At 68.3% G+C, this 12315-nt stretch carries 10 protein-coding genes; 1 reads left to right on the forward strand and 9 read right to left on the reverse strand.

The window, feature by feature from the left end:
* Positions 1–6: 6 nt before the first annotated feature.
* The 6 genes from VES41_RS22155 to VES41_RS22180 all read right to left on the reverse strand — a co-directional run bounded on the left by VES41_RS22155 (position 7) and on the right by VES41_RS22180 (position 8637).
* Positions 7–2583, reverse strand: coding sequence for a fused MFS/spermidine synthase (locus tag VES41_RS22155; RefSeq protein WP_414719211.1), 2577 nt, complete (start codon positions 2581–2583; stop codon positions 7–9).
* Between the two features lie 14 nt (positions 2584–2597).
* Positions 2598–4244 carry an arylsulfatase gene (locus VES41_RS22160; RefSeq protein ID WP_324821783.1) on the reverse strand — a complete coding sequence of 549 codons (1647 nt, stop codon included), beginning with the start codon at positions 4242–4244 and terminating at the stop codon, positions 2598–2600.
* Between the two features lie 70 nt (positions 4245–4314).
* Positions 4315–5277 carry an HAD family hydrolase gene (locus VES41_RS22165; RefSeq protein ID WP_324821785.1) on the reverse strand — a complete coding sequence of 321 codons (963 nt, stop codon included), beginning with the start codon at positions 5275–5277 and terminating at the stop codon, positions 4315–4317.
* A gap of 275 nt (positions 5278–5552) precedes the next feature.
* Complete coding sequence (locus tag VES41_RS22170; RefSeq protein ID WP_324821553.1) at positions 5553–6611, reverse strand: amino acid ABC transporter permease; 1059 nt, start codon at positions 6609–6611, stop codon at positions 5553–5555.
* Entirely contained in the window at positions 6608–7612 is a 1005-nt protein-coding gene (locus VES41_RS22175) for an ABC transporter permease subunit (protein WP_324821555.1), read from the reverse strand. Before VES41_RS22175 ends, VES41_RS22170 begins: the two co-directional genes overlap by 4 nt.
* Positions 7609–8637, reverse strand: a complete 1029-nt coding sequence (locus VES41_RS22180; RefSeq protein ID WP_324821557.1) for an amino acid ABC transporter substrate-binding protein — start codon at positions 8635–8637, stop codon at positions 7609–7611. The genes VES41_RS22175 and VES41_RS22180 overlap by 4 nt, the downstream gene beginning before the upstream one ends.
* Positions 8638–8812: 175 nt before the next feature.
* On the opposite strand from VES41_RS22180, the gene VES41_RS22185 reads away from it, so the two are divergent.
* On the forward strand, positions 8813–9217 hold the full coding sequence (locus VES41_RS22185) for a DoxX family protein (protein WP_324821559.1): 405 nt from the start codon (positions 8813–8815) through the stop codon (positions 9215–9217).
* Between the two features lie 45 nt (positions 9218–9262).
* Here the strand turns inward: VES41_RS22185 and def are convergent, their stop codons facing one another.
* The 3 genes from def to ligA form a co-directional block, all read right to left on the reverse strand.
* On the reverse strand, positions 9263–9802 hold the full coding sequence (gene def, locus VES41_RS22190) for a peptide deformylase (RefSeq protein WP_324821561.1): 540 nt from the start codon (positions 9800–9802) through the stop codon (positions 9263–9265).
* A gap of 49 nt (positions 9803–9851) precedes the next feature.
* The gene (locus VES41_RS22195) at positions 9852–10118 is read right to left on the reverse strand and encodes a hypothetical protein (RefSeq protein ID WP_324821563.1); all 267 of its coding nucleotides are present in this window, start codon (positions 10116–10118) and stop codon (positions 9852–9854) included.
* 128 nt (positions 10119–10246) lie between these two features.
* On the reverse strand, positions 10247–12313 hold the full coding sequence (gene ligA, locus VES41_RS22200; protein WP_324821566.1) for an NAD-dependent DNA ligase LigA: 2067 nt from the start codon (positions 12311–12313) through the stop codon (positions 10247–10249).
* Positions 12314–12315: the final 2 nt, after the last annotated feature.

Below are 12315 nucleotides of genomic sequence, written 5' to 3' on the forward strand. Positions count from 1 at the left end.
GGGGGCTCAGCGCGCCGAGCCGCCGGTGAACCATCGATAGTAAGGATTTTCCGGATCGGCGCGCATGACCTCGCGGATGTCCTCCAGCCAGGCCTTGCGGTCGCCTTCGTAGGCATACAGACCGGCGCTGTAGAAGCGGTACAGGATCCGCCGCTCCTGCGTGACCTGCTGCATGAATGCCTCGCTCGCGCCCCGCACCGGCGCATCGCTGCGCAACGCCAGCAGCGAACTGAGCGAAACGCCGAAGTCGCCGCGTCGCACCCAGGCGGCGTACTCGATGCGCGGACGGTCGTCCGTGACGGCGGGCGCATCGCCGGCGTAGCGTTGCAGCGCGGGGCGATCGCCGACCCAGGTCGCCATCAGGGCGGCGGCCGAATCCACGCCGACCTCGCGCAATGCCTGCGCCACCTCCGGCTGGGCGTAGCGCGCCTGGATGCGCGCGGCATCGAGCTCGATCGGCTGCATCGACCCCACCAGCATCATCTCGTGGAACTCGGTGGTCCACAGGGTGGCATGCGGAAAGACCGCCAGGAAGCTCTGGACCAGCGAGCGCGTGTCCTCGTCGTTCTGTGTGGGCAGCGGCAACCATTGCGCCACCAGTCCGCCCTGCTGGAGGCGGCTGGCCGCCAGCCGGTAGAAGTCGCTCGAATAGAGGTTGACCACCCCGGCAGCCGACGGCGGCGGCGGCTCGAGCGTGATCAGGTCGTAACGCTGCGAACTGGCGAGCAGTTCGCGCCGGCCGTCACGCACGCGGATCTGCATGCGCGGGTCTTGCGTCAGGCCGTAGTTGCCCTTGAACTGCGGCGCCGCGCGCACCACGGCCGGCAGCAACTCGGCCACCACGCGCTCCTGCAGCCCGGGCCAGGCCAGCAGCGAGCCGGCCGTGATGCCGGTGCCCAGGCCGATCACCAGCGCCGAGCGCGGTTCGCCGGCATGCACGATCAGCGGCAGCAGCGCCTGCAGGCGCATGTAGCGCTGCGAAGTCATCGCGTCGCCGGAGTTGGATACGCCCTGGATGTACAGGCGATTGAAGCGGTTGCTGCCCTGGCTCTGCTGCACCACGGCCACCGTGCCGCCACGGCTTTCCTCGTAGAAGCGCAGCTCGCCGCCGCGCGCCCGCGTCAGCAGCTGGGCGAGCCGGTCGGGCGGCGCCAGCGCCGAGCCGGCAAGCATGAACCCCGTCAGGATGGCCACGCCCCAGCGCACCACGGGGCGCACCGCCGGGCCGGCGAGCACCGCCACCAGGCCCACGCCGCAGGCAGCCACGGCCAGCAGCGCCAGCGTGCGCACCAGGCCGAGCCAGGGAACGAGCACGAAGCCCGCCAGCAACGTGCCGACGATGCCGCCGACGGTATTGAGCGCCACGACCCGGCCGACCTCGCGGCCGACGTGGCCGCCGCCGCTGGCCAGGCGCAGCGCGACCGGAAAGGCCGCGCCCAGCAGCAGCGTGGGCCCGAACACGATGCAGCCGGCCGCCAGCGCGAATCGCGCACACATGGCCAGCAACTGCCGGCCGGTGGCATCGAGCACCCAGCGCTCGACCAGCGACTGGCCGCGCATGAGCCAGTCGCCCAGCAGCACCATCTCGATCAGTGCCAGAACGCCGGCAGCTGCGATCAGCCAGGCCAGCGTGCCCCATGGATCGCGCAAGGTGTCGACACGCCGGGCCGACCAGGCGCTGCCCAGCGCCAGCCCCAGCAGGTAGGTGGCCAGCACCACGGCGAAGGCAAAGCTGCGGGTACTGAGAAATTGCACGATCGACTGCGACCAGACCACCTCGTAGCCCAGCGCGATGCCGCCCGCCACCGCATACAGCAGCAGCGCCAGCCCGGCTTTGCCCGAAGGCTCGGCGGATGGCCCGGCTGCCGGTGCCTCGACGCGCGCTGCGGCATCGACATCGCCCCCGCCGGTCGCAGCCATCCGTCGGGCCAGCACCAGTGCGCCGCCGGCGGCCAGCAGGTTGAGCAAGGCCGCCGACAGCGCGCTGCCGCGCAGGCCGAAGGCCGGAATCAGAACGAAGGCGGCCAGCAGGCAGCCGACGATGGCACCCACAGTATTGGCGGCGTAGAGTCCGCCACCGGCCGAGCCGGTGCGCGAAAGCGCCGGCCGGAGTGCCTGCATGAGCACGGGCAGCGTGCCGCCCATCAATGTCGCCGGAATGCCCACCAGGGCAACCGGAATGAACCAGGCCAGCGGCCCGACGGCCTCTTGCGCGCGGGCGAATGGACCCGGCGCCAAGCCCAGGCCGAGCGTCGCGGCCAGGCCGAGAACGGCAACGCCCGCCTCGATTGCCGCGTAGAGCGCCAGCGGACGGCCGCTGCGATCGGCCATGCGGCCGAATGCCCAGCCACCCAGGGCCAGGCCGCCGAAGAAGGCCGACACGCCGACCGCCACGGCCTGCACGTCGATCCCCACCACCAGTGCCAGCTGCTTGATCCACAGCACCTGGAAGATGAGCCCGGCCGTGCCGGAGGCCAGCAGCAAAAGCGCCGGCCCACAGGCACGAAGCGCCGGCTGGCCGGCGCTTCGTGTCGATTGCGTGGCCAGGGCCGCTGCCTTGGATTGCAGCGTCTTGCCCTGCACTCAGATCACCAGCTTCACTTGCTGGTCGGCGACGCTGCCGCGGCCGGCGCCTGCTTCGGACGCTCCTTCTCCAGTGCCTCGATGCGGCGATCGACGTCCGCGCGGATCTGGTCGATGCTGAAGCTCGCCGGCTTCTGGCTCGGCGGATAGGCCACGAAGGTCTCCAGGAACGCCGCCGCCTTCTGCGTGCCGATGAAGTTCAGGTAGACGTTCTTGGTCATCCAGTCGTAGTACTGGTCGGAGACGATGTCGGCGCGCTCATACGGGTCCATGCGCAGGTTGAATACCTTGGGCAGGCGCAGGCAGGTCAGCGGGTTGGACCACACGCCCATGCCGCCGGGCACGCGCTGCTCGCAGAACACGATCTTCCAGTCGCCGGACCGCATTGCCACCAGATCGCCGTCGTCGTCGAAGTAGTAGAACTCGTTGCGCGCGCCCTTCGGGGCCTGGCCCGTCAGGTACGGCAGCTGGTTGAAGCCGTCCAGGTGCACCTTGAAGCTCTTGCCGCCGGTGGTCGGCGCCCAGCCCTTGAGGAGCTTGTCCTTGACGTCGGCGTCACCGGCCGCGGCCAGCAGCGTCGGGAACCAGTCCAGGCCCGAGACGATCTCGTTGGACACCGTACCGGCCTTGATGTGGCCCGGCCAGCGGATCATGGCCGGCACGCGGAAGGCGCCTTCCCAGTTGGTGTCCTTCTCGGAACGGAACGGGGTGGTGGCGGCATCCGGCCAGCTGAACTGGTTCGGTCCGTTGTCGGTGGCGTAGATGACGATGGTGTTGTCGGCGATCTTCAGGTCGTCAACCGCCTGCAGCAGCTTGCCGACGTCCTGGTCATGCTCCCACATGCCGTCCGCGTACTCGTTGCCCGGCATGCCGCTCTTGCCCTTGTAGGCGTCGCGCACGTGCGTGAACAAGTGCATGCGGGTGGTGTTCATCCAGGTGAAGAACGGCTTGCCGGCGGCCACCTGCTTCTTCATGAAATCGATTGCGGCGGCGGTGGTCTCGTCGTCGATGGTCTCCATCCGCTTGCGGCTGAGCGGGCCGGTGTCCTCGATCTTGCCGTCGGCGAACGAGTGCATCACCCCGCGCGGCGCGTAGCCCTTGAGGAAGGCTTCGTCGTTCTTCGGCCAGTACGGACGTTCGGGCTCTTCCTCGGCATTCAGGTGGTAGAGGTTGCCGAAGAACTCGTCGAAGCCGTGGTTGGTCGGCAGGTACTCGTCACGATCGCCCAGGTGGTTCTTGCCGAACTGGCCCGTCGCGTAGCCCTGCGACTTGATGGCTTGGGCGATGGTGATGTCGCGCGCCTGCAGGCCCACCGGCGCACCCGGCACGCCCACCTTCGACATGCCGGTGCGAAGCGTCGCCTGCCCGGTGATGAAAGTCGAGCGCCCGGCCGTGCAGCTGTTCTCCGCGTAGTAGTCGGTGAACATCATGCCTTCCTTGGCGATGCGGTCGATGTTGGGCGTCGTGTAGCCCACCACGCCGTGCGAATACGCGCTGATGTTGGTCTGGCCGACGTCGTCACCGAAGATCACGAGGATGTTCGGCTTGGCGGTCTGCGGCTGGCCCGATGCCGGTGCGGCCGCCGGTGCCGGTGTGGTGGTCTGCGCCGACACCTGCGTCGCCGCGAGCGCACCGCCAGCCATTACGCTGGCAGCCAGCATGACCCGGCCAAGCCTGCGCCACCCTGAAAATGCGAATTCCATAGCTTCTTACTCCTTCACAGTTGGAGGTCTACCTGGCCTCGGGAAAAATCTGCTTCCAGTCCTTCTTCATGCTGACCACGATCCACTGGTTGCGCGGCGCGGCGTCAAGCGCCTTGTCGAGCTTGCCCATGGCCGACTGGCGGTCGTAGGCAAATTCGCGCTGCGCATCGTCGTGATGCACGATCAGGCCGAGCCGGCGCCCAGCGCCGGCCGTGGTGTACTCGAGCATCTGCATGTCGCCGTCGGAATTGCCGAAGGCGAGGATCGGCCGCTGGCCGATGTGCAGGTTGATGCCCACTGGCTTGCCGGGGCCGTCGTCCAGGAAGAACAGGCTGGGCTCGCGCATGAGCTTGCCCGTGGCAACGTCGTACTTGATGGTCTGGGTCGAGCCGACCACCTGTTCGGGCGGAATGCCATAGACCTCCTCGGCCCACGGACGCATGGCTTCCATGGTGCCGCCCGAGACGATGAAGGTCTTGAAGCCGTTGGCGCGCAGGTACTTCAGCAATTCGATCTGCGGTTGGTAGACGGCCTGGGTATACGGCCGGTTGAGCGTGGGGTGGCGCTGCGTCGCGAACCACTGGCGCACGGCCTTGTCGTAGTCGTCCACGGACATTCCGCTGTTGGCCTGCAGCAGAAGGCCGAGCAGTGGCTTCTCGCCCTGGGCCATCGCGCCCTTCAGGTCGTTGGCCATGAGCGCCTTGTAAACCGGGTTGCTCGCCCATTCGGGCCGCGGCTTCGCCGCCTTGAGCTGGTCGATCATGAACGCGAACTGCGTGTAGATCGGCTGCTCGACCCACAGCGTCCCGTCGTTGTCGAAGGTCGCGATGCGCTGACCCGGCGGCACGAAATTGGCGGAACCATCGCGCGTCACGTCGCGCACGAAATCCACGATCGCCTGCTTGGCCGGGCCCTCGTTCCACGAAGGCAGCGGATCACCGCCACCAGCCATGCCACCGGCGGCGCAACCGGACAGCGCAACGGCCAGCATGCCGGCACCCAGCCAGCTGCCAAGACGCGCCCGGGTCGTGCGCAGCGACGCGCGCAGACCCTCCAACCCCCACCTTCCGCCGATACGCATTGCGCGTCCTTTCTTATGACGAAGCTCCCGAGCAGGATCAAACGCTTCGCAATTTGATCCGGGCGCCGCGAGCGTAACCGCATCGCATGCGTTTCGGCAAGAACTGCACACTTGTGCAGGTGTTCAAACTTGAGAATCGTGCCGAGGGCTTGAAAAGAAACTGGAAGGCGCTATAGCGGCGAGCATCATCGGACATGCCCTCGGGCAAGGCGCCGTTCCAGCCAGGCGCTATAGCGCGACAGTCCGAAGCACAGCACCCAGTACACCAGCGCGAGGAACAGGTAGCCCTCCAGATAGAAAGGCCGCCACACCGGGTCACCCCCGAGTGCCAACCCCAACGCGCCGGTCAGCTCGAACAGGCCGACGATGGTCACGAGCGACGTGTCCTTGAGCGTGCCGATCACGATGTTCATCAGCGCCGGCACCACGTGGCGCAATGCCTGCGGCAGCACGACGCTGCGCTGCACCTGCCAGCGCCGCATGCCCAGCGCCACCGCGGCGTCCACCTGTCCGCGCGGCACCGACTGGAGGCCGCCGCGAACGATCTCGGCCAGATAGGCGGCCACGAAGACGACCAGTCCCATGAGCACGCGCAAGAGCACGTCGGGATGCCAGCCGGCCGGCCACAGCAGCGGCAGCAGGAACGAGGCCATGAACAGCACCGAGATCAGGGGCACGCCCCGCACCAGCTCGATGTACGTGCTGCACAGCGTGCGCACGGCCGGCCAGGACGAGCGCCGGCCCAGCGCCAGCAGGATGGAAAGGGGAAAGGCCAACGCCAGGCTCACCACGGCCAGCGAGATGGTCAATGGCAGGCCGCCCCAGCGATTGCTCGGAACCGGGGCGAGGCCCAGGACGCCGCCGCGCATCAGGACCAGGAATGCGGCGAACCCCAGCACCCACGCGACCGGCAACCAGGGCCGCCAGCTCCGTGGCCAGCCGCTCAGCAGCGTCAGCGCGGACAACACCGTCACCGCCAGTGCCGGCCGCCATTGCTCCTCGAACGGGTATCGGCCGAAAAGTATGGGCCGCCACTTCTCGGCGATCACGCCCCAGCATGCGCCGTACGCGTTGGCGCGGCATGCCTGTGCATCGGCCCGGAAGACGGCATGCACCAGCGCCCAGTCGATGGCATGCCAGAGCACCCAGCCGACAAGGCAAAGCAGCAGCGCGCTGGCTGCCGCCCGCAAGGGACTGCCCCACAGCTCCCGCCGCCATGCCGCGGACGCGCCGCCGCCGCTCATTCCCAGCCTCGCAGGGCCACGCGGGCATTGAACCGGTTCATCACCACGGCGATGACGAGCGACAGCAGCAGATACACCGCCATCACCACCGCGATGCATTCGAAGGCACGGCCGGTCGAGCTGAGCGACGTGTTGGCCACCGACACCAGTTCCGGATAGCCGACCGCCACCGCCAGCGATGAATTCTTGGTCAGGCTCAACAGCTGGTTGGTCAGCGCCGGCACGATGACCCGCAGCGCCTGCGGCAACACCACCAGGCGCAACTGCTGCCCGGGCGTCAGGCCCAGTGCCTGCGCCGCCAGCGCCTGACCACGCGCCACCGAGCCGATGCCGGCGCGCACGATCTCGGCCACGAAAGCGGCGCTGTACAACCCCAGTCCGAGCACGATCGTCAGGTACTCCGGGCTCAGCGATGCGCCGCCGATGACACCGAAGTTGCCCATTTCCGGCCATTCCAGGTGCCAACGCTGCGCCGCCTCGTGAACAGGCCACGGCAGTGCCAGTCCCCCCTTGCTCAGCCACACGCCCGGGAGCCATTCGCGCGCCTCCTGTGTGTCGGGCAGCAGGTGGGTCAGCGCGAAATAGAGCATCAGCAGCTGCACGAGCAGCGGCACGTTGCGCAGCGCCTCGACATAGGCGGTGCACACCCCACGCACCAGCATGTGCGATGCCAGCCGTCCGATGCCCAGCAATGTGCCCAGCACGACGGCCAGCACGGCCGCCGGCACCGATGCGCGGACGGTATTGACCACGCCGGCGAGAAAGGCGCGCCAGAACGGCTGGCCCGCATCGAAGGCGATCCAGCCCTCGCTGATCTCGAAGCCGGCCGGCGCCAGCAGAAAGTCGAAGCCCGAGCGCACGCCGCGCGCCTGCAGCACACCCAGCGCATGCCGCACCATCCACAAGACCGCCAGGCCAATGGCCGCAATCAGCGCCAGCTGCAGCGCCCAGGCCAGCCAGCGGCCGGCCGGGCGGGCGCCGCCGCCGTGGCCGCGGCTCATCGCACCGGCGGTGCGTACATCAGGCCGCCTTTGCTCCACAGGTTGTTGGCGCCACGCGGCAGGCCCAGCACCGATTTCGGGCCGACGTTGCGCTCGAAGATCTCGCCGTAGTTGCCGACCGCCTTGATGGCGCGCAGCGACCAGTCCTTGTCCAGCCCGAGCAGCTTGCCCATGTCGTCACCCGTACCGACCAGGCGCTGCACGGCCGGGTCCTTGCTGTTGGCCTTGAGTTCGTCGGCATTGGCCTGCGTGATGCCCACCTCTTCGGCCTCCATCAGCGCGAACAAGGTCCACTTGGCAATGGCGAACCATTCGTCGTCCCCGCGTCGCACCAGGGGCGCCAGCGGCTCCTTGGAGATCAGCTCCGGCAGGATCACGTAGTCCTCCGGGTTGGACGCCTCCTTGTTGCGCAGCCCGGCCAGAGCCGAGGCATCCGTGGTGAAGGCCTGGCACCGGCCGGCGAAGAAAGCCTTGTAGGAAGCCTCGAAGTTCTCGAACACCAGCGTCTTGACCTGGATGTTCTGGGCCCGGAACCAGTCGGAGGCGTTCTTTTCGTTGGTGGTGCCCGACTGGGTGCAGATGGTGGCGCCCTTGAGTTGCTTGGCGCTCGACACGTTGAGCTTCTTGGGCACCAGGAAGCCCTGGCCGTCGTAATAGGTGATGGCGGTGAAGTTGAACCCGAGCGAGGCGTCGCGCGAAAGCGTCCAGGTGGTGTTGCGCGCCAGGATGTCGATCTCGCCCGATTGCAGTGCGGCAAAGCGTTGTTGCGAGTTCAGCGGCACGAACTCCACCTTGTTGCCGTCGCCCAGCACCGCCGCCGCAATGGCGCGGCAGCTGTCGACGTCAAGGCCGGCCCAGCGGCCTTGCGTGTCGGGCGCCGAGAACCCCGCGACGCCATTGGTCACGCCGCACTTGAGGCTGCCGCGCTGCTTGACGGTATCGAGCGTCTTGCCGGCGAAGGCTGGCGCGGCCACGAAGGAAAGCGCCAGCGAGATGGCGCCGAATGCGATGCGGAAATGTGTCATGAGTCTTCTCGGGAGTCGCGGTGCAGCGGGCAGTGTAGTGGCGTCGCGTGTGCAAGGCCGAAGCTGCATGACCCCAGGCGTTCCCCGGCAGGCCCTTGCCACGCGCCGCGCTTTGAACACAATGGCGCTTTTCGCGCACTTCAACCAATAAGACAGAAAGCAAAGGCAACTGCAAATGGTCCGTTCCGACGATACCGGCAAACTCGTACTGCGAGTCGTACTGGGCGTGCTCATCCTGCTGCACGGCATCTCCAAGATCAGCTCCGGCGTCGGCGGCATCGCCGGCATGCTGTCATCGCACGGCCTGCCCGGCGCGCTGGCCTACCTGGTCTACATCGGGGAAGTGCTGGCACCGGTGCTGCTGATTGCCGGCATCTATACGCGCCCGGCCGCATGGATCGTCGTCATCAACATGCTGGTGGCGCTCTGGCTGGTCCACACCAAGGACCTGTTCGCTCTCGGCAAGAACGGCGGTTGGGCGCTGGAACTACAGGGTATGTTCCTGTTCGCCGCCGTGGCGGTGGCCTTCCTCGGCGCCGGCCGCTTCAGCGTTGGCGGCACCGGCGGCCGCTACAACTGAGGCCAGTCTGTGGCGGCGGCGCGACGCGCGTCGCGCGCCGCCCGGTCAATCGTCGTCGCCGACATCCAGCCCGGGAAACAGCACGTCCGTGAAACCGAAGCGGGAGAAGTCGCGCACCCGCATCGGGTACAGCTTGCCAAGCAAGTGGTCGACCTCGTGCTGCACCACGCGCGCGTGGAAGCCGGTGGCCGTGCGCTCGATCGGGTCGCCGTACGGATCGAAACCGGTGTAGCGGATGTGCGCGAAGCGGGGCACCACCCCGCGCAGGCCCGGCACGGACAGGCAGCCTTCCCAGCCCTCCTCTTCTTCGTCGCCCAGCGGCGTGATCACCGGATTGAGCAGCACCGTGCGCGGCACCACCGGCGCATCGGGGTAGCGCGGGTTGGGCGCATCGGTGCCGAAGATCACGAGTTGCTGGTCCACTCCGATCTGCGGCGCCGCCAGGCCCGCGCCATTGACGGCGGCCATGGTCTCGAACATGTCGCGCACCAGGAGGTGCAGCGCGTCGGTGTCGAAGGCGGTGACCGGCTGCGCGAGTCGCAGCAGCCGGGGGTCGCCCATCTTGAGAATCTCGCGAATGGCCATGGCGCGATTATCGGGTGCATGCCGCGATCGCACCGCCCGCTGTCGAGCGTCAGTAGCGGGGGCGGCCCCAATAGCCACGGCCGCCGTAGTAGCCGCCGCCGTAGTAGCCGCGGCCGCCGTAGTAGCCCGGTCTGCCGTAGTTGCCACCAACGCCGATGCCGATGCTGACCGGCGGCGCCACCACCACCGGCGGCCCACCTTCGACGACGGCGCCCGGCGCGTAGTAGCCGGCCGGCACCGCCACGCAGCCGCCCAGCAAGGCGGCCGAGGCAACCAGGCCACCGACGGCGGCCCAGCGGGGAATGTGCGTCTTCATGCGTGCTCCTTGCATCCGGCCACATGCGGCCGACTCAAGGTATTCGACCCGCGCCACGTTGCGCGTATTCAGGGCCAGGGTAAAGCAGCGTAAAGACGCGTAGCAGCGCGTTGCCCGCGCCGAAGGGCTCAGCCCGCCAGCAGCGACAGCATGGCCGCCTCGTCGATGACGGTCACGCCCAGTTCGCGCGCCTTGTCGAGCTTGCTGCCGGCTTCGGCGCCCGCGACGAGATAGTGCGTCTTCTTGCTGACCGATCCGGCCACCTTGGCCCCCGCGGCCTCGAGCCTGTCCTTGGCCTCGTCGCGCCCCAGGTTCGGCAGGGTGCCGGTAATGACGAAGGTCTTGCCCGCCAGTGGCTTGGGCGCGCGTGCCGTCGGCTCGCCTTCTTCCCAATGCACGCCGGCGGCGCGCAACTGCTCAACCACCTCCCGGTTGTGCGGTTGCTGGAAGAAGGTGTGCACGCTCGCCGCCACCACCGGGCCGACGTCCGGCACTTCGAGCAACTGCTCGACCGTGGCGGCCTGTTCCGGCGTGGCGCCCATGATCGCGTCCAGGCTGCCGAAGTGGCGTGCCAGGTCCTTGGCGGTGCTCTCGCCCACCTGCCGGATGCCCAGCGCGAACAGGAACCGGGGCAGCGTCGTTTGCTTGCTCTGCTCCAGCGCCGCGACCAGATTGGCCGCGCTCTTGTCGGCCATGCGGTCCAGCGCCGCGAGCTTGGCCACGCCCAGCGCGTACAGACCCGGCAGGCTCAGCACGATGCCGCCGTCGACCAGTTGATCCACCAGCTTGTCGCCCAGGCCCTCGATGTCCATCGCACGGCGCCCGGCGAAATGCAGCATGGCCTCTTTTCGCTGTGCCGGGCAGAACAGGCCGCCGGTGCAGCGATGGTCGATACCGCCCTTCTCGCGCGCCACCGCGCTGCCGCACTTGGGGCAGGTACGCGGCATGCGGAAATTCGGAACGTAGGCGGGTCGCGGCTGCGGCACCCGGCCGACGATCTCGGGAATGACGTCGCCGGCGCGGCGCACGATCACGGTGTCGCCCACCCGAACGCCCTTGCGCCGCAGTTCGAACACGTTGTGAAGCGTGGCATTGCTGACCGTGGTGCCACCGACGAACACCGGCTCGAGCTTGGCCACGGGCGTGAGCTTTCCGGTGCGGCCGACCTGGATGTCGATGCCGTTGAGCCGCGTGACCTGTTCCTGCGCCGGGTACTTGTGCGCCACCGCCCAGCGCGGCTCGCGCGTCTTGAAGCCCAACTGCCGCTGCAGCGCCAGGCTGTTGACCTTGTAGACCACGCCGTCGATGTCGAACGGCAGCGCGTCGCGCTCGCCCGCGACCCTGGCATGGAATTCGACCAGGACCGCAGGCCCGGGCCCGACCGCCCGAATATTTGCCACCGGCAGCCCGAAGGCCGCCAGCGCGTCAAGCGTGCCGCTGTGCGTGGCGGGCTGCGCCGTCCAGCCCTGCACGTCGCCCAGGCCGTAGGCATAGAAGCTCAGGGAGCGCTGCGCAACCAAGGCGGGGTCGAGCTGGCGGATGGCGCCCGCCGCCGTGTTGCGCGGGTTGATGAAGGTCTTCTCTCCCTTTTCGCGCTGGCGCTCGTTGAGCCGCTCGAATGCGTCGCGGCGCATGTACACCTCGCCACGCACTTCCAGCACGGGCGGTGCCTCGCCGGTCAACCGCAGCGGAATCTGTCCGATCGTGCGCAGATTCTGCGTGACGTCCTCGCCCTTCTCGCCGTCGCCGCGCGTGGCACCCAGCACCAGCACGCCATCCTCGTAGCGCAGGCTGATGGCCAGGCCGTCGAACTTGAGCTCGGTCGAATATTCGACCGGCGGATCGTCGGCCGCAAGGCCCAGTTCGCGCCGCACGCGCGCGTCGAATGCCTCGGCGCCGGCAGCGGTGGTGTCGGTCTCGGTATGGATCGACAGCATCGGCACCACGTGCCGCACCGGCGTGAGGTAAGGCAGCACCGCGCCGCCGACTCGCAAGGTGGGCGAGTCCGGCGTGCGCAGCGCGGGATACTCGGCCTCGATCGCCTGCAGGCGCTGGAACATGCGGTCGTACTCGGCATCCGGCAGTTCGGGCGCGTCGAGCACGTAATAAAGGTGCGCGTGCCGGCGCAGGTCCGCGCGCAGCTTCTCGGCCTCGGCGCTGATCGCCGCCGAAGGCTTCTCGTGTTTCGTCGTCATGG

The sequence above is a fragment of the Variovorax sp. genome (assembly GCF_035634955.1).
Classification (GTDB): domain Bacteria; phylum Pseudomonadota; class Gammaproteobacteria; order Burkholderiales; family Burkholderiaceae_C; genus Variovorax.

What these genes read in the sequence shown, in the direction of transcription:
- def (WP_324821561.1), bottom strand. Translation starts at nt 9,802, where the DNA reads ATGGCCATTCGCGAGATTCTCAAGATGGGCGACCCCCGGCTGCTGCGA.
- VES41_RS22170 (WP_324821553.1), bottom strand. Translation starts at nt 6,611, where the DNA reads ATGAGCGGCGGCGGCGCGTCCGCGGCATGGCGGCGGGAGCTGTGGGGC.
- ligA (WP_324821566.1), bottom strand. Translation starts at nt 12,313, where the DNA reads ATGACGACGAAACACGAGAAGCCTTCGGCGGCGATCAGCGCCGAGGCC.
- VES41_RS22195 (WP_324821563.1), bottom strand. Translation starts at nt 10,118, where the DNA reads ATGAAGACGCACATTCCCCGCTGGGCCGCCGTCGGTGGCCTGGTTGCC.
- VES41_RS22185 (WP_324821559.1), top strand. Translation starts at nt 8,813, where the DNA reads ATGGTCCGTTCCGACGATACCGGCAAACTCGTACTGCGAGTCGTACTG.
- VES41_RS22175 (WP_324821555.1), bottom strand. Translation starts at nt 7,612, where the DNA reads ATGAGCCGCGGCCACGGCGGCGGCGCCCGCCCGGCCGGCCGCTGGCTG.
- VES41_RS22160 (WP_324821783.1), bottom strand. Translation starts at nt 4,244, where the DNA reads ATGCTGGCTGCCAGCGTAATGGCTGGCGGTGCGCTCGCGGCGACGCAG.
- VES41_RS22180 (WP_324821557.1), bottom strand. Translation starts at nt 8,637, where the DNA reads ATGACACATTTCCGCATCGCATTCGGCGCCATCTCGCTGGCGCTTTCC.
- VES41_RS22165 (WP_324821785.1), bottom strand. Translation starts at nt 5,277, where the DNA reads ATGCTGGCCGTTGCGCTGTCCGGTTGCGCCGCCGGTGGCATGGCTGGT.